The organism is Streptomyces sp. NPDC044044 (genome assembly GCF_056434405.1).
This window is the reverse complement of sequence record NZ_JBWKFG010000007.1, coordinates 582,682-602,157: the sequence shown is the minus strand read 5'-3', so window position 1 is coordinate 602,157 and position 19,476 is coordinate 582,682. Positions and strand designations below refer to the sequence as shown.

Annotated in this window: 1 protein-coding gene; it reads left to right on the top strand. The window is 72.4% G+C overall.

Going from position 1 to position 19,476, the window contains the following annotated elements:
* Positions 1-49: 49 nt before the first annotated feature.
* Positions 50-19,468 carry a type I polyketide synthase gene (locus AC07AG_RS27950; RefSeq protein WP_478758708.1) on the top strand — a complete coding sequence of 6,473 codons (19,419 nt, stop codon included), beginning with the start codon at positions 50-52 and terminating at the stop codon, positions 19,466-19,468.
* The last annotated feature ends 8 nt before the right edge of the window (positions 19,469-19,476 follow it).

The window sequence follows — 19,476 nt, the reverse complement described above, 5'->3', positions numbered from 1 at the left end:
GCCGGACCGCAACGATCTCCCCCGCACCGCTGTAAGGAGCACACGCCAGATGCAGAACGAGGACAAGCTCCGCGATTACCTCAAGCGGGCGACCACCGATCTGCGCACCGCACGCCGACGCCTGCGCGAGGTCGAGGAGCGGGAGAACGAGCCCATCGCGATCATCGGGATGAGCTGCCGCTACCCCGGTGGTGTCGAGTCCCCGGAAGACCTGTGGCAGTTGGTGTCCGAGGGCCGCGACGCCGTGGTCGAGTTCCCCGCCGACCGCGGCTGGGACGTCGAATCCCTCTACGACCCCGACCCGGAGCACGCGGGCACCTCGATCACCCGCCACGGCGGCTTCCTGCAGGGTGCCGCGGGCTTCGACCCGGCGTTCTTCGGGGTCAGCCCGCGCGAGGCCGCCGCCATGGACCCGCAGCAGCGGCTGCTCCTGGAGACGTCGTGGGAGGCCTTCGAGCGCGCCGGCATCGACCCGGCGCAGGCCAGGGACAGCAGGACCGGCGTGTTCGCGGGCGTCATGTACAACGACTACGCGACCCGCCTGCCGCAGGCGCCCGAAGGGTTCGAGGGCTTCCTCGCCAACGGCAGCGCGGGCAGCATCGCCTCCGGCCGGATCGCCTACACCCTCGGCCTCGTCGGGCCCGCCGTGACGGTGGACACGGCATGCTCGTCGTCGCTGGTGGCACTGCACCTCGCGATGGTGGCGCTGCGCCGCGACGAGTGCTCCCTCGCGCTCGCGGGCGGAGCCACCTTCATGTCCACACCGCGTACGTTCGTCGAGTACAGCAGGCAGCGCGCCCTCTCCGTGGACGGCCGCTGCAAGGCGTTCTCCGACAGCGCCGACGGCACCGGCTGGGGCGAGGGCGTCGGCATGCTCCTGGTGGAGCGTCTCTCCGACGCCCAGCGCAACGGACACCCCATCCTCGCGGTCGTCCGTGGCTCGGCGGTGAACCAGGACGGCGCATCCCACGGCCTGACCGCGCCGAACGGCCCGTCCCAGCAGACCGTGATCAACCAGGCCCTTGCCAGCGCGCGGCTCACCCCTGCGCAGGTGGACGCGGTCGAGGCGCACGGCACCGGCACCACGCTCGGCGACCCGATCGAGGCCCAGGCCCTCATCGCGACCTACGGCGCGGAGCGGGAGGCCGAGCGGCCGCTGCTCCTGGGATCGCTCAAGTCGAACATCGGCCACTCCCAGGCGGCGGCCGGAGCCGGCGGCATCATCAAGATGGTCATGGCGATGCGGCACGGCGTGCTGCCCAAGACTCTGCACGTCGACGAGCCGAGCAGCCACGTCGACTGGTCGGCGGGCACCGTGGAACTCCTGACCGAGGGCCGGCCGTGGCCGGAGTCCGGCGAACCGCGCCGCGCAGGTGTGTCCTCCTTCGGCGTGAGCGGCACGAACGCCCACGTCATCCTGGAGGAGGCGCCCACCCCCGAACCGGCACCCACGGCGGACGCCGAAGCCCCGGAGCCCACAGCGGCCGCCGAGCTGCCGGCCCCCACCGTCACGCCGTGGGTGCTGTCCGCCCGCACCCCCGACGCACTGCGCGCGCAGGCCGACCGTCTCCGGTCCGCCGTGGAGGCTTCAGCGGACTTCGACCCTGCGGGCATCGGCTTCTCGCTGGCCACGACACGGTCCCTGTTCGAGCACCGCGCCGTACTCCTCGCCGAGGACCGGACCACCACCACCGACCGGCTCACCGCGCTCGCCGAGGGGCGTGGTGGTGCGGGTGTGGTGGTGGGTGAGTCGGTGTCGCACCGGTTGGGTTTTCTGTTCTCGGGTCAGGGTTCGCAGCGGCTGGGGATGGGTCGTGAACTGGCGGCTCGTTTCCCGGTGTTCGCCGAGTCCCTTGACGCTGTATTGGGTGAATTCGACCCGGCGGTTCGTGAGGTGTTGTTCGGTGAGGATGCCGATGCGCTGAACGAGACGGGGGTGACGCAGCCTGCGTTGTTCGCGGTTGAGGTGGCGCTGTTCAGGCTGCTGCAGTCGTGGGGTGTGCGGCCCGACGTCCTGGCGGGACATTCGATCGGTGAGCTGGCCGCGGCCCACGTGGCCGGTGTCTGGTCCCTTGGCGATGCCGTCAAGGTGGTGTCGGCGCGGAGCGCGCTCATGCAGGCGCTCCCCTCCGGTGGCGCGATGGTGGCGATCCAGGCCACCGAGGCCGAGGTCGCGTCGGACCTGTCGGAGACCGTCGGGATTGCCGCGGTCAACGGCCCGTCTTCAGTGGTGATTTCGGGTGTCGCCGCTGATGTGGAGGCGGTTGCTGAGCGGTGGCGTGAGGCGGGGCGCAAGGTGTCCCGGCTGCGGGTGAGTCATGCGTTCCACTCGCCGTTGATGGACCCGATGCTCGATGACTTCCGCCGGGTGCTCGAAGGCGTGTCGTACGAGGCGCCCGCGATCCCGATCGTGTCCACGCTGACCGGCGCCCACACGACGGCCGAGGAGTTGGGCTCGGCGGAGTACTGGGTGCGGCACGTACGTGAGTCCGTGCGGTTCCATGGCGCGGTCCTGGGGCTGCGTGAGCAAGGCGTCGACGTCTTCCTGGAGGTCGGTCCCGGCGGCGTACTTTCCGGTCTCGGGCAGCTCAGCGCCCCGGAGGCCGCCTTCGTACCCGCCCTGCGTGGTGACCGCTCCGAACTCGTCGCACTGACCACCGCCATCGGCCAACTGCACGTACGCGGTGTCCCGGTGGACCTGACCGCCCTCTTCGACGGCAGCGGCGCCACCCGGGTCGACCTGCCGACGTACGCGTTCCAGCGCGAGCACTACTGGCTGGACGCGCCGGCCGCGGAGGAGAACTCCGAGCGGGTATCGCCGGTGGAGGCGCGGTTCTGGGAGGCCGTGGAGGAGGGTGATCCCGCGGACCTCGCCCGCACGCTGGGCGTGTCGTCCGACGACCCCTTGAGTGCGGTGCTGCCCCGCCTGTCCGCGTGGCGGCGGAAGCAGCGGGAGCGGTCGACCGCCGATGGCTGGCGGTATCGGGTCGAGTGGCGGCAGGTGGCCGCCGGTGCTCGGAAGTTGGACGGTGCCTGGCTGGTCGTCGCACCGGCCGGTGAGGGGCGCGCCGAGTGGGTGCGTGAGTCGCTGACGCGCAATGGCGCGGACGACGTGCACGTCCTGTACGTGGACTTGGCGGACGTCGTCGACTGGACGGAGCAGTTTGCCGGTCTGTCGGCTCTGAGTGGTGTGGTCTCGCTGTTGGGTCTCGCCGATGCGGGCGCATCGTCCGTGCCAGCGGGCGTCGCGGCCACGATCGGGCTCTTACGGGCGCTCGGTGACGCGGACGTGTCCGCACCGCTGTGGTGCCTGACCTCGGGCGCGGTCTCGGTGGGCGAGAGCGAGAGCGTTACCGGGTTCGAGCAGTCGATGCTGTGGGGACTCGGCCGGGCTGCCGCGCTGGAACACCCCAGCCGCTGGGGCGGGTTGGTCGACCTGCCCGAGACGCAGGGCAAGACGCAGGGCAAGACGCAGGGCAAGACGCAGGACGAGAAGACCGGAGACCTCCTGGCCTCCGCCCTCGCCGAACCGACTGGCCTCGCCGAGAAGTCCGGTCCTGCCGAGACGACCGGCGAAGACCAGATCGCCCTGCGCGGCAACGAGATCCTCGGCCGCAGACTGGTGCCCGCCCCGCTGGGCGACGCCTCCGGCGAGAACTGGACGCCGCGTGGCACGGTCCTCGTCACCGGCGGCACCGGCGCCCTGGGTGGCCACGTGGCGCGCTGGCTGGCGGCACACGGAGCCGAGCACATCGTGCTGGCCGCCCGTCGCGGCCGCGCCGCCCAAGGAGCGGAGGACCTTGAGGCCGAGCTCGTCGAGCTGGGCGCACGCGTCACGTTCGCCACCTGTGACGTGGCCGACCGGGACGCCGTCGCGGCGCTGCTCGAGAGCGTCCCGGCGCTCACCGCCGTCGTGCACACGGCAGGCGTCGAGCGCTCGGCCGCTCTCGCCGACCTCGACCCGGACGACCTCACCGGATTCGCCGAGGTCCTGGCGGCGAAGGTCGACGGCGCGCGCAACCTGCACGAGCTCCTTGCCGACACGCAGCTGGACGCGTTCGTGCTGTTCTCGTCCATCGCCGGAGTGTGGGGCAGCGGCGGCCAGGCAGCCTACGGGGCGGCCAACGCCTATCTGGACGCCCTCGTCGACCACCGCAGGGCTGCGGGTCTGCCCGCCACGGCCGTCGCATGGGGCCCGTGGGGCGGCGGCGGCATGGTCGAGGACTCCGGTCAGGCCACCCACCTCCAGCGCCTCGGCCTGGCCACGATGGACCCCGAGGCGGCGCTCGCCGGTCTTGGCGCGGCCATCGAACACGGCGACGGCAAGGTCACCGTCGCCGACGTCGACTGGACCCGGTTCGCCGCCACCTTCATGGCACAGCGCCCGAGCGCGCTCCTGAGCGAACTCCCCGAGGTGCGCGCCGCGTTCGACTCCGCTTCCGCCACCGCTTCTGCTGCGCAGGGCGGCACGTCGGCTCTCGCGCAGCGGCTCGCGGGCCTCGATGAGGCCGAGCAGGAGCGGCAGCTCACCGAGCTGGTCCGGTCCGAAGCGGCCGCGGTGCTCGGCCATGCGACCGCTGACGCGTTCTCCGCGACGCGTGCGTTCAGGGAGCTCGGCTTCGACTCGCTGACGGCCGTGGAACTGCGCGCCCGGCTCAGCGAGGCCACCGGCATCGCCCTGCCCGCTTCCGTGGTGTTCGACTACCCGACAGCCGCTGCCCTGGCCGCCTATCTGCGCGTGGAACTGTCCGGAGCCGCGCCCACCGCCTCCGCCCCCAGCGCTGTGTCCGGTGTGACCGATGAGCCCATCGCGATCGTGTCGATGGCATGCCGGTTCCCGGGCGGTGTGGCGAGCCCGGAGGACCTGTGGCAGGTCCTGCTGTCGGGCGGCGACGCGGTGACGGAGTTCCCCACCGACCGCGGCTGGGACGTCGAGGCGCTGTACAACCCCGACCCGGACGCGGCCAGCGTCGGCACCTCGTACTCCCGCAGGGGCGCCTTCCTCGACCACGTGGCGGACTTCGACCCGACGTTCTTCGGGATCTCGCCCCGTGAGGCCCTGGCGATGGACCCGCAGCAGCGACTGCTCCTGGAAACCTCCTGGGAGGCGTTCGAGCGGGCGGGCATCGACCCCAACTCGCTGCGCGGCAGCAGCTCGGGTGTGTTCGTCGGCACCAACGGCCAGGACTACACGACGCTGATGATGGCCGCGCCGGACAGCGTCGACGGCTACTTCGGCACCGGCAGCGCGGCGAGCGTCATCTCCGGCCGTCTGTCGTACACGTTCGGCCTCGAAGGCCCCGCGGTGACGGTGGACACGGCGTGCTCCTCGTCCCTGGTCGCCCTGCACCTGGCGGTACAGGCCCTGCAGAAGGGCGAGTGCGAGCTGGCGCTCGCGGGCGGCGTGACGGTGATGTCCACGCCCGCCGCGTTCGTGGAGTTCAGCCGCCAGCGCGGGCTTTCCGTCGACGGCCGGTGCAAGGCCTTCGGGGCGGACGCGGACGGCACGGGCTGGGGCGAGGGCATCGGCATGCTGCTCGTCGAGCGGCTCTCGGACGCCCGGCGCAATGGCCACCAAGTCCTCGCTGTCGTACGGGGATCCGCCGTCAACCAGGACGGTGCGTCCAACGGCCTGACCGCCCCGAACGGCCCCTCGCAGCAGCGGGTCATCCGGGCCGCGCTGGAGGCGACAGGCCTGACCCCGTCCGATGTGGACGCGGTCGAGGCGCACGGCACCGGTACGAAGCTGGGCGACCCGATCGAGGCGCAGGCGCTCCTAGCGACGTACGGCCAGGACCGCCCCGCCGACCGGCCGCTGTTGCTCGGTTCGATCAAGTCGAACATCGGCCACACCCAGGCCGCCGCCGGTGTCGCGGGTGTCATCAAGATGGTCATGGCGATGCGGCACGGCGTACTGCCGCGCACCCTGCACGCGGACGAGCCGTCACCGCACGTGGACTGGTCCGCGGGTGCGGTGGAACTCCTGACCGAGTCCCGGCCGTGGCCGGAGACGGGTCAGCCCTGGCGGGCAGGTGTGTCGTCGTTCGGCTTCAGTGGCACGAACGCCCACGCCATCATCGAGCAGGCCCCGCAGGTTCCTGAGATCGAGCGGGAAGAGCTCCCGGAGCCGCTGCCGGCGGGCACGGCCGTCCCGTGGACGCTGTCGGCCAACACCCCCGAGGCGCTGCGGGAGCAGGCCGCACGGCTCAAGTCCTTCGTGGACGAATCGCCGGACCTGGCCGTGGCGGACGTGGCCCGTGCGCTGGCGTTCTCGCGGGCCGTCCTCGACCACCGCGCGGTGGTGGTCGCAGCGGAGCCCGCAGAGTTCCAGACGGCTCTGAGCGCGCTTGCCGAGGGGCGTGGTGGTGCGGGTGTCGTGGTGGGTGAGGCGGTGCCGCACCGACTTGGTTTCTTGTTCTCGGGTCAGGGTTCGCAGCGGCTGGGGATGGGTCGTGAACTGGCGGACCGTTTCCCGGTGTTCGCCGAGTCACTGGACGCTGTACTGGGTGAATTCGACCCGGCGGTTCGTGAGGTGTTGTTCGGTGAGGATGCCGATGCGCTGAACGAGACGGGGGTGACGCAGCCCGCGCTGTTCGCGGTCGAGGTGGCGCTGTTCAGGCTGCTGCAGTCGTGGGGTGTGCGGCCCGACGCGCTTGCTGGGCATTCGATCGGTGAGCTGGCTGCCGCGCATGTGGCGGGCGTGTGGTCGCTGGCGGACGCGGTCAAGGTGGTGTCGGCGCGTGGTGCGCTGATGCAGGCGCTGCCCTCCGGTGGCGCGATGGTGGCGATACAGGCCTCTGAGTCCGAGGTCGCATCGGATCTGCCGGAGACCGTCGGTATCGCTGCGGTCAACGGCCCTGCCTCGGTGGTCATTTCCGGTATCACCGCTGATGTCGAGGCGGTGGCTGAGCGTTGGCGTGAGGCGGGCCGGAAGGTGTCTCGCCTGAAGGTCAGCCACGCCTTCCACTCGCCGCTGATGGACCCGATGCTTGACGACTTCCGCCGGGTTCTGGAGAGCGTGTCGTACGAGGCTCCCGCGATCCCGATCGTGTCCACGCTGACGGGCTGCCCGGCAACCCCCGAGGAACTCGCTTCCCCGGAGTACTGGGTGCGGCACGTACGCGAGTCCGTGCGCTTTGCCGACGCCGTGAGCGCGTTGCGGGACGAGGGTGTGACCACGTTCGTCGAGGTCGGACCCGGCGGGACGCTGTCCGCGCTCGGCCAGGAGTCCGCGCCGGAAGCGGCCTTCGTACCGACGCTGCGCGGCGACCGCCCGGAGGCGGTGGCCGCCACCACGGCTGTCGGGCAGTTGCACGTACGCGGTGTCGAGGTGGACTGGGAGGCGTTCCTCGCCGGTCGTGGCGCGCTGCGGGTGGACCTGCCGACGTACGCGTTCCAGCGTGAGCGCTTCTGGCTGGACACTCCGGACGTCACCGCCAAGGGCGCCGAGCGGGTATCGCCGGTGGAGGCGCGGTTCTGGGAGGTCGTGGAGGAGGGCGACATCGCGGATCTCGCTCACACGCTGGGCGTGTCGTCCGACGACCCGTTGAGTGCGGTGCTGCCGCGTCTGTCCGCGTGGCGGCGGAAGCAGCGGGAGCGGTCCACCGCCGATGGCTGGCGGTATCGGGTCGAGTGGCGGCAGGTGGCCGCCGGTGGTCGGCAGTTGGACGGTGCCTGGCTGGTCGTCGCGCCCGCCGGTGAGGAGCGCGCCGAGTGGGTCGGCGACGCGTTGACCCGCAACGGTGCGGACGATGTGTATGTCCTGCACGTGGACGCGGCAGCGGTGGACTGGGACCAGCAGTTGGCCGGTCTGTCGGCTCTGAGCGGCGTGGTGTCGCTGCTTGGGCTCGCTGATGCGGGCGACTCGGCTGTGCCCGCGGGTGTCGCGGCCACGGTGGGTCTGTTGCAGGCGTTGGGTGAGGCGGACGTGCCGCTGTGGTGCCTGACGTCGGGTGCGGTGTCGGCGGGTGCGGACGATGTGGTTGCCGGGTTCGAGCAGTCGTTGCTGTGGGGTCTTGGCCGGGTGGCCGCGCTGGAGCAGCCCGGCGGCTGGGGCGGTCTCGTTGATCTGCCCGAGGCGCAGGACGACGGGGCCGGTGATCTGCTGGCTTCCGTGCTCGCCGGGACCAGTGGCGAGGACCAGGTCGCGCTGCGCGGTGGCAGGATCCTCAGCCGCAGGCTGGTCACCGCTCCGGTGGGCAAGGCTTCCGGGGATGGTTGGTCGCCGCGTGGCACGGTTCTTGTCACCGGTGGTACCGGCGCCTTGGGCGGCCACGTGGCGCGCTGGCTGGCGACGCATGGGGCCGAGCACCTGCTGCTGACCAGCAGGCGCGGACTGGACGCCGACGGCGCGGAGGAACTGCGCGCTGAGCTGACCGAGTTGGGTGCCCGGGTCACGATCGCGGCCTGCGACGCGGCCGATCGCGCTGCGCTCGCGGACGTCCTTGCGTCCGTCCCCGCCGAGTTCCCGCTCACCGCGGTCGTCCACGCGGCGGGCATCGAGCGTTCGGCGACCCTCGCCGATCTCGACCTTGGTGACCTCGCTGAGTTCGCGGACGTACTGACGGCAAAGGTCGACGGCGCGCGGAACCTGCACGAGCTCCTTGCCGACACGCAGTTGGACGCGTTCGTGCTGTTCTCGTCCATCGCCGGAGTGTGGGGCAGCAGCGGGCAGGGCGCGTATGCGGCTGCCAACGCATACCTCGATGCCCTCGCCGGCCATCGCAGGGCCGCGGGTCTGCCCGCAACGGCCGTCGCATGGGGCCCGTGGGGCGGCGGCGGCATGGTCGCGACCACCGAGCAGGCCACGCAGCTGCACCGCTGGGGCCTGGCGACGATGGATCCGGACGTGGCTGTCGCCGGTCTGGCCACGGCCCTGGAGCGCGGGGACGGGAACATCGTCGTCGCCGACGTCGACTGGACCCGGTTCGCGGGGACGTTCATGGCGCAGCGCCCGAGCGCCCTGCTCGGTGAACTGCCCGATGTGCGGGCCGCGTTCGATGCCGCTCCGGCAGAGCAGGGCGGCACGTCGGCTCTCGCGCAGCGGCTCGCGGGCCTCGATGAGGCCGAGCAGGAGCGGCAGCTCACCGAGCTGGTCCGGTACGAAGCTGCCGCGGTGCTGGGTCACGTGTCCGGTGACGCCCTCTCCCCGACCCGTGCGTTCAAGGAGCTCGGCTTCGACTCGCTGACGGCCGTGGAGCTGCGCACCCGGCTCCGCGAGGCCACCGGCATCGCCCTGCCCGCGACCCTGGTGTTCGACTACCCGACGGCCGCGGCTCTGGCGGCCTACCTGCGCGTGGAACTGTCCGGAGCGGACGCAACGCACGCCCCCTCCAACCCTGTTGCCGTCTCCGGCGTGACCGACGAGCCGATCGCGATCGTGTCGATGGCGTGCCGGTTCCCGGGCGGTGTCGCGAGCCCGGAGGACCTGTGGGACGTCCTGCTGTCCGGCGGGGACGCGGTGACGGAGTTCCCCACCGACCGTGGCTGGGACGTCGAGGCGTTGTACGACCCCGACCCCGACTCGGTGGGGACCACGTACCTGCGCTCCGGCGCGTTCATGTCGGACGTGAGCGGGTTCGACGCGGGCTTCTTCGGGATCTCGCCGCGTGAGGCTCTGGCGATGGACCCGCAGCAGCGGCTGCTGCTCGAGACCTCATGGGAGCTGCTCGAGCGGGCCGGGGTCGACTCGGCGTCGCTGCGCGGTGAGCGCGTCGGCGTGTTCGTCGGCTCGAATGCCCAGGACTACGGCCTTGTGCTCGGCGGCGCGGCCGAGGACGTGGGCGGCTATGTGGCGACCGGCAACGCGGCCAGCGTGGCGTCGGGGCGCCTGTCCTACACGTTCGGCTTCGAGGGCCCCGCGGTGACGGTGGACACGGCGTGCTCGTCGTCGCTGGTGGCCCTGCACCTCGCGGTGCAGGCGCTGCGGTCCGGTGAGTGCTCGTCGGCGCTGGCCGGTGGTGTGACGGTGATGTCGACGCCGGGTGCGTTCATCGAGTTCAGCCGTCAGCGAGGACTGTCGTTGGACGGCCGCTGCAAGGCGTTCGGAGCAGGCGCCGACGGCACCAGCTGGGGCGAAGGCGTCGGCATGCTGCTCGTCGAGCGCCTGTCGGACGCCCGGCGCAACGGGCATCCGGTGCTGGCGGTCATCCGTGGTTCCGCGGTCAACCAGGACGGTGCGTCCAACGGCCTGACCGCCCCGAACGGTCCGTCGCAGCAGCGGGTCATCCGCCAGGCACTCGCCGGCGCAGGGCTCACTCCGTCGGACGTGGATGCGGTCGAGGCGCACGGCACGGGCACCAAGCTGGGCGACCCGATCGAGGCGCAGGCGCTCCTGGCGACGTACGGCCAGGACCGTCCCGCCGACCGGCCGCTGTGGCTGGGCTCGGTGAAGTCCAACATCGGTCACACGCAGGCGGCTGCGGGCGTCGCGGGCGTGATCAAGATGGTCATGGCGATGCGGCACGGCGTGCTGCCGCGCACCCTGCACGCGGACGAGCCGTCACCGCACGTCGACTGGTCGGCGGGCGCCGTGGAACTGCTCAGCGACCAGCGCGAGTGGCCTGCATCGGACCGGCCGTGGCGCGCCGGTGTCTCGTCGTTCGGCTTCAGCGGCACGAACGCGCACGCCATCATCGAGCAGGCCCCGGCGGTCGAGCCGACGAACCCGGTGGACCCGGCAGAGGCTCCGCAGCCGGTGCGTGACGGCGGCCTGGTGCCGTGGGTCCTTTCGGCGGGCGACGAAGGTGCGTTGCGTGGCCAGGCCGAGCGCCTGCTGTCCCTGGTGGACGAGCACACACCGGTCGACATCGGCTATTCGCTCGCCACGTCACGGTCGGTGCTGGACCACCGTGCCGTGGTGGTGGCCGCCGACCGGTCCGAGTTCCTGGCGGCCTTGACGGCCGTGGCCGATGGCCGGACGACCGGCGCGGTGGTCGGTGGAGTCGCGGGCGAGCCCGGCCGACTGGCCTTCTTGTTCTCGGGTCAGGGGTCGCAGCGGCTGGGGATGGGTCGTGAACTGGCGGCTCGTTTCCCGGTGTTCGCCGAGGCGCTCGACGCCGTACTGGGTGAATTCGACCCGGCAGTTCGTGAGGTGTTGTTCGGTGAGGATGCCGATGCGCTGAACGAGACGGGGGTGACGCAGCCTGCGTTGTTCGCGGTTGAGGTCGCTCTCTTCCGGCTCCTGCAGTCGTGGGGTGTGCGCCCTGATGTGCTTGCCGGGCACTCGATCGGCGAGCTGGCCGCGGCTCATGTGGCGGGCGTGTGGTCGCTGGCGGACGCGGTCAAGGTGGTGTCGGCGCGTGGTGCGCTGATGCAGGCGCTGCCGTCCGGTGGCGCGATGGTGGCGATCCAGGCGTCCGAGGCCGAGGTCGCAGCGGATTTGCCGGAGACGGTGGGTATCGCTGCCGTCAACGGCCCCGCCTCGGTGGTCATTTCCGGCGTCGCCGCTGACGTGGAAGCGGTTGCGGAGCGGTGGCGGTCCGAGGACCGGAAGGTGACGCGGCTCCGTGTCAGCCATGCGTTCCACTCGCCGTTGATGGACCCGATGCTGGACGACTTCCGTGGGGTCCTTGAAGAGGTGTCGTACGAGGCGCCCGCGATCCCGATCGTGTCGACGCTGACGGGCCGTTTGGCGACTGCTGAGGAGTTGACCTCGGCGGAGTACTGGGTGCGGCACGTGCGTGGATCCGTGCGGTTCCATGACGCGGTTGTGGCGCTGCGTGAGCAGGGTGCCGAGGTGTTCGTCGAGGTCGGTCCGGGTGGGACGTTGTCCGCTCTGGGTCTTGGGAGTGCGCCCGATGCGGTGTTCCTGCCCGCGTTGCGTGCGGACAGGGCCGAGGAGACTGCGCTGGTGACCACGGTCGCCGCGCTGCACACGCGGGGTGTGAGGGTTGATTGGGCCGCGTACTTCGCGGGCAGTAGCGCCCGGCGCGTGGATCTGCCGACGTACGCCTTCCAGCACCAGCGCTACTGGATGGACGCTCCGACCGTCGCCGCCGAGGCAGCGCCGAACGCGGACGAGGCACGGTTCTGGGCAGCAGTGGACAGCGAGGAGGCGTCCGCGCTCGCGTCGTCCCTGGGCATCACCGACGACGGGGCGACCGACTCGCTCCGCGCCGTGCTGCCGTTCCTGACGTCGTGGCGACGCCGGAGCCACGAGAAGTCCACGTGGGACAAGTGGCGTTACACCGTCGGCTGGAAGTCCCTCGGTGTCCCGGCGACGACGCCCCCCTCGGGCACGTGGCTGGTCGTGGCGCACGCCGGTGACGAGCGCGCCGCCGCGCTGAGCGAACTGCTCGCGGACAGCGGCCTGTCGCTCGTCGTGGTCGAGCCCGAAGGACCGGACTCAACGGATTCAGTGGACCCCGATTCCGCCGAGGCCGCCGAGGCCCCCGCGCACCCTGCGTACTCCGTGCACCCTGCGTACTCCGCGGACCGCACGGCCCTTGCCCAAGCGCTGCGCTCCGGCGCCGCGCAGGTTCTCACGCGGGGAGAAGAAGTCGGCGGAGTCCTGTCGCTGCTGGCGTTCGACGAGTCGCCGCACCCCGACCACCCCGCCGTGCCGACCGGTGTGGCAGCCACCCTCGCGCTGGTCCAGGCGCTCGGCGAGGCCGACGTACAGGCCCCGCTGTGGTGCGTGACGTCGGGTGCCGTGGCGGCGGCCGCGGGTGACACGGTCGCAGGCTTCGCGCAGTCCATGGTGTGGGGTCTCGGCCGGGCCGCGGCCCTGGAACTCCCCGCCCGGTGGGGCGGGTCGGCCGATCTGCCGGAGAACATGGACCAGCGGGTGGCCGCACGGCTGTGCGGGCTGCTCGGTGGGGCGGAGGACCAGGTCGCCGTACGCGGGACCGGTGTCTTCGCACGTCGCCTCCGCCGGGCCGACCCGACCGACCCGGCCGATCCGGCCGCCCCGGAATCCGGCTGGACGCCGCGCGGGACGGTTCTGGTGACCGGCGGTCTCGGAGCCCTGGGTGCCAGGGTCGCCCGGTGGTCGGCGGCGCACGGCGCCGAGCACCTCGTGCTGGTGAGCCGACGCGGCACAGAAGCCGATGGCGCCGCCGAGTTGGAGGCCGAGCTCGTCGAGCTGGGCGCACGCGTCACGATCGCCGCCGTCGACATCGCCGACCGGGACGGGCTCGCCGCCCTGCTCGACGGCCTGGCGGCCGCCGGAGACCAGGTCGACGCCGTCGTGCACACCGCCGGACTCAACGACAGCGCACCTGTCGACGAGACCGACCTCGCGCGCTTCGCCGACGTGGTCGGCGCCAAGGTGGCGGGCGCCGCGCACCTGCACGAGCTGCTCGCCGACACGCCGCTCGACGCGTTCCTCTGCTACTCCTCGATCGCCGGCATCTGGGGCAGCGGCGGCCAGGTCGGCTACAGCGCGGCCAACGCCTACCTCGACGCGCTCGCCGAGCACCGCACCGCGAACGGCCTGCCGGGCACGGCCGTGGCCTGGGGTCCCTGGGGCGGCGGCGGGATGGCCGACGACGAGGCGCAGCGGCAACTCTCCCGGCGCGGCCTCCTGGCGCTGCCGCCCGAACTCGCGGTGGGCGCCATCTCCGACGCCGTCGGCCGCGCCACGGCCGGCACGGTCGTGGTGGACGTCGACTGGGAGCGGTTCGCGCCCGCGTTCACCATCGGCAGGCCGAGCCCGCTCTTCGCCGACCTGGCCGAGGCACGCGACGCGATCGCGGGCCGGACCGCCGGAGCCGACGGTGCTGACGGGCCGGACGGATCAGGCCGGGACGGAGCCGAGTTGCGGGACCGGCTCACCGGCCTGGACACGGCGAAGCGGGACGAACTGGTGCGCGGCCTGGTGGTGGCGCAGGCAGCCGCCGTCCTGGGACACACCACGGCCGGCGCCGTCGACCCCGACCGGGCCTTCCGCGACCTGGGCTTCGACTCGCTGACCGCCGTGGAACTGCGCAACGGTCTCGCGGCCGCATCCGGCCTGACCCTGCCCGCGACCGTGGTCTTCGACTACCCCACCCCCGCGGCGCTCGCCGACCACCTGCTGTCCGCGGTCCTTGAACCGCACGGCGAGTCGCCCCTGACGCCGGACACCGCGCGGCCGGTCATGACCGACGAGCCGATCGCGATCGTGGCGATGACGTGCCGGTATCCCGGCGGCGTCACAAGCCCAGAAGACCTGTGGCAGGTGCTCCTGTCGGGCGGGGACGCGGTCACCGACTTCCCGGCCGACCGTGGCTGGGACCTGGAGGCGCTGTACGACCCGGACCCCGCGGGCATCGGCACGACGTACTCCCGCAGGGGCGCCTTCCTCGACCAGGTGGCGGACTTCGACGCGACCTTCTTCGGGACCTCGCCCCGTGAGGCCCTCGCCATGGACCCGCAGCAGCGACTGCTCCTGGAAACCTCCTGGGAGGCGTTCGAGCGGGCCGGCATCGACCCGAACTCGGTCCGCGGCGAGCGCGTCGGCGTGTTCGTCGGCTCGAACGTGCAGGACTACGGGCTCGTCCTCGGCGAGGCCGTCGAGGACGTGGGCGGGCACGTGGCGACCGGCAGCGCGGCGAGCGTCATGTCCGGCCGCCTGTCGTACACGTTCGGCCTCGAAGGCCCCGCGGTGACGGTGGACACGGCATGCTCGTCGTCCCTGGTCGCCCTGCACCTGGCGGCGCAGGCGCTGCGGTCGGGTGAGTGCGAACTGGCCCTTGCGGGTGGTGTGACGGTGATGTCGACACCGGGCGCGTTCATCGAGTTCAGCCGTCAGCGCGGGCTGTCCGTGGACGGCCGCTGCAAGGCGTTCTCCGACAGCGCCGACGGCACGGGCTGGGGCGAGGGCGTCGGCATGCTGATCGTCGAGCGTCTGTCCGACGCACAGCGCAACGGCCACGAAGTGCTCGCCGTCGTCCGGGGATCCGCCGTCAACCAGGACGGCGCGTCCAACGGCCTCACCGCCCCGAACGGGCCCTCGCAGCAGCGGGTCATCCGCCAGGCACTCGCCGGAGCGGGCCTGGCACCGTCCGACGTGGACGCGGTCGAGGCACACGGCACCGGCACCACCCTCGGCGACCCGATCGAGGCGCAGGCGCTCCTTGCCACCTACGGCCAGGGCCGTCCCGCTGACCGGCCGCTGTTGCTCGGGTCGGTGAAGTCCAACATCGGTCACACGCAGGCCGCCGCGGGCGTCGCGGGCGTGATCAAGATGGTCATGGCGATGCGGCACGGCGTACTGCCGCGCACCCTGCACGTCACCGAACCGTCGTCGCACGTGGACTGGTCGGCAGGAGCGATGGAACTGCTCACCGACCGGCGCGAGTGGCCTGCCGTGGACCGGCCGTGGCGCGCCGGTGTGTCGTCGTTCGGCTTCAGCGGCACGAACGCGCACACCATCATCGAGCAGGCTCCCGAGACGCCTTCCCCCGAAATCGAATCGGGGGAGCCGGCTGAACCGACCGTCGTGCCGTGGGTCCTCTCGGCGCGAACCGCCGAAGCCCTGCGGGAGCAGGCCGCCCGCCTCGGCGAGGAGTTCGAGCGCGCCGACTCGGCCGTGTCGGTCGCCGACATCGCCCACTCACTGCGGTCCCGCTCGGTGTTCGACCACAGGGCCGTCGTGGTGGGCATCGACCGGCAGGAGTTCCTCGCCGGTCTCACCGCCCTGGCCGACGGCCGCGAGGCGCCGAACGTAGTGACCGGCGCGGCCGAGAACCGCGGCACCGGCACGGTGTTCGTGTTCCCCGGCCACGGCACGCAGTGGGTCGGCATGGCCCAGGAACTCCTCGAATCCTCGCCGGAGTTCCGTACGCGGATGGAGGAGTGCGCCGAGGCACTTGACGAGTACGTCGACTGGTCGCTCCTCGACGCGATCCAGGACCCCGGCCTGATGGAACGTCTTGACGTCGTACAGCCCGCCCTGTTCGCGGTGATGGTGTCCCTTGCCGCCACCTGGCGTTCCTGGGGCGTCGAGCCGAGCGCCGTACTGGGGCACTCACAGGGCGAGATCGCCGCGGCGTGCGTCGCGGGCGCCCTGTCCCTGCGGGACGCCACGCGTCTCGCCGTCCTGCGGAGCAAGGCGCTGACCGCCTTGTCCGGCCAGGGCGGCATGGTCTCGGTCGCGCTCGGCGTGGACGACGTACGGGAACTCATCGCGCGGTGGGACGGACAGCTCGCCGTCGGCGTGGTGAACGGCCCCGCGTCCGTCGTCGTCTCCGGTGACGCCGCCGCGCTCGACGAACTGATGGAGGTCTGCGCCGAGCAGGGGACATGGGCGCGGCGGGTTCAGGCGGACTACGCCCCGCACTCCCACCACGTCGAGCAGGTCGAGACAGAAATCCTGGAAGGCCTCGCGGACGTGACGCCGCGCTCCGGCGACGTGCCGTACTACTCGCCGCTGACCGGCGGCTGGCTGGACACCCGTGACCTGGACGCCTCCTACTGGTACCGCAGCCTGCGGCAGACGGTGGAGTTCGCGGACTCCGTGTCCACCCTGGTGGCGGAGGGCTTCACCACCTTCGTCGAGGTCAGCCCGCACCCCGTCCTGGTGGCCGGACTCGGCGAACTGGCAGGCCCCGACGGCCTGGTGGTCGGCTCGCTGCGGCGCGGCGACGGCGGCAAGGACCGGCTCCTGAACTCGGCAGGCAACCTGTTCGTGCGCGGCGGCCGGGTGGCCCTGCCGCTCCCCGACGCGCGGCGCGTGGACCTTCCCACCTACCCCTTCCAGCGCAGCCGCTTCTGGCCCACGACGGCACACGCCGCGTCCGGCGACGTGACCTCGGCCGGCCTCGGGCGGGTGGACCACCCCCTGCTCGTCGCCGTCACCGAACTCGCGGACTCCGAGGGCCTCGTGTTCAGCGGCAGGCTGTCCCTGCGCACCCACCCCTGGCTCACCGACTACCGACTCCTGGACACCGCCGTGCTCCCCGGCGCGGCCTACGTGGACCTCGCGCTGCGCGCCGGCGACCACGTCGGCTGCGCGTCCCTCGACGACCTGGTCATCGAAGCGCCCCTGGTGCTGCCCGAACGGGACGGCGTCCAGATACGGCTCAGCCTCGACGGCCCTGACGCGTCCGGCGGACGGGCATTCACGGTGGACTCCCGAGGGGACGAGGGCGGCGACTGGACCCGCCACGCCACCGGCACCCTGACGGCCGACGCACCCCCCGTCACCGACGACCTCGTCGTCTGGCCCCCGAGCGAGGCCGAACCGCTCGACGTCGACAGCCACTACGCCACCGTCGCCGCCTCCGGCCTCGACCACGGCCCCGCCTTCCAGGGCCTGCGCGCCGCCTGGCGCAAGGGCGACGAGGTCTTCGCCGAAGTGGCGCTGCCGGACGGCCTCGCCGACGAGAGCTTCGGCCTGCACCCGGCTCTCCTGGACGCCGCTCTGCACGCCGTCGGGCTCGGGGTGAGCTCGGACGGGCTCCCGTTCTCCTGGACCGGGGCGCGGCTCCTCGCCACCGGTGCGACGGAGCTGCGGGTCCGGCTGACGCCGGTCGGCGTGGACGCCGTGGCGGTGCTCGTCGCCGACGGCTCAGGCGAGGCGGTCGCCGCCGTGGACGAACTGATCCTGCGCCCCTTCTCCGCCGACCAGCTCAACGCCGCACGCTCCGCCCACCGCGACTCGCTGTTCGAGGTGACGTGGGTGCCGATGCCGGACGCCGCTCCCGAGAGCGGCGCCTGGGCGGTCATCGGCAGCGACACCGCCCGCATCGCCCACGCGCTCACCGCGGCCGGCGAACCGGTCGACGAGCACGCCGACCTGGCCGCACTCCTCGCCGCCACCGACGCGGGCGCGCCCGTGCCCCGGTACGTGGCCGTGACGCCGGGCGAGGGCGCGACGAGCCCCCGCGAGGCGACCCACCACACCCTCGACCTGCTCCAGAAGTGGCTCGCGGACGACCGGTTCGCCGCGACGCAGCTCGTGTTCCTGACGAGCAGCGCGGTACCGGCAGGGCGGCCGGACGAGGACGTGACGGACCTGGTGCGGGCTCCCGCATGGGGCCTGGTGCGGTCGGCACAGTCGGAGCACCCGGCGCGCTTCGTGCTCGTCGACGTGGACGCGAACGAGAAGTCGCTGCGCAGGCTGCCCGCCGCCGTGGCGACCGGTGAACCGCAGATCGCCGTCAGGAACGGCACCGCCACGGTGGCCAGGCTGGCACGGCTCACCACTCCGGCCGACGCTCCCGAGCAGACGGCGTTCACCCCCGACAGCACCGTGCTGATCACCGGTGGACTCGGCGTGCTCGGCGGCGTGACCGCACGGCACCTCGTCACCCGCCACGGAGTCCGGGACCTCGTACTCACCGGCAGGCGCGGCCCGGCCACACCGGGCGCGGACGACCTGCGCCGGGAACTGGCCGAACTGGGCGCACGCGTCACGGTCGTCCGATGCGACGTCGGCGACCGCGCCGCGGTCGCCGCGCTCCTCGCCGAGCACCCCGTGACCGCCGTCGTCCACACGGCGGGCGTCCTGGACGACAGCGTGATCGAGTCCCTGACCCCGGACCACGTCGACGCGGTGTTCGGACCCAAGGCCGACGCCGCGCTCCACCTGCACGAGCTGACCCGGGAGAAGGACCTCACGGCGTTCGTACTGTTCTCCGCCGCAGCCGGTGTCTTCGGCGGCCCCGGCCAGGGCAACTACGCGGCCGCCAACGCGTTCCTCGACGCGCTCGCACAGCACCGCAGGGCCGCCGGGCTGCCCGCGACCTCGCTGGCCTGGGGCCTGTGGGCCGAGGCGAGCGGCATCACAGGGCACCTCGACGACGCCGACGTGCAGCGGATGGCGAGGGGCGGCATGACCCCGCTGTCCTCCGCCGACGGCATGGCGCTGTTCGACGCGGCGCACACGACGGGCACCGCGACCGCGGTGCCCGCCGCGATCGACCTGGCCGCGCTGCGGGCCCACCCGGAACAGGTACGGCCGCTGCTGCGCGGCCTGGTTCCGACGCCCACCCGCCGGTCCGCACGGTCCGGCGACGGCGGCCCCGGCGCGGTCCCGCTCGCGCAGCGGCTGGCTGGACTCACCGAAGCGGAGCAGGACCGGGCCCTCGTACAGCTCGTCCGCACCCACACCGCGGCCGTGCTCGGCTTCTCCGGACCGGAGGCCGTCGAGGCGGACCGTGCCTTCAAGGAACTCGGCTTCGACTCGCTCACGGCCGTGGAACTGCGCAACAGGCTCGACGCCGAGGTCGACTCACGGCTGCCCGCCACCCTGGTGTTCGACCATCCGAACCCGGCGGCCCTCGCCGCCCACCTGCGCACGACGGTGCTCGCCGGCGACGGCACACCCGCCGCCGCGGTGCTCAGCGAGCTGAACAAGCTGACGGTCACCATCTCCAAGCTCGACCCGAACGACGTCCTGGCCGGGGACATCCGGCTGCGGCTCCGGTCGCTCCTGTCCACGTGGGACGAGGGCGAACCCGAGGCCGCGGCGGACGACTTGACCGCGGCAACGCTCGACGACGTCTTCTCCATCATCGACGACGAACTCGGAAAGTCCTGACCAGCGGT

What these genes read in the sequence shown, in the direction of transcription:
- AC07AG_RS27950 (WP_478758708.1), top strand. Translation starts at nt 50, where the DNA reads ATGCAGAACGAGGACAAGCTCCGCGATTACCTCAAGCGGGCGACCACC.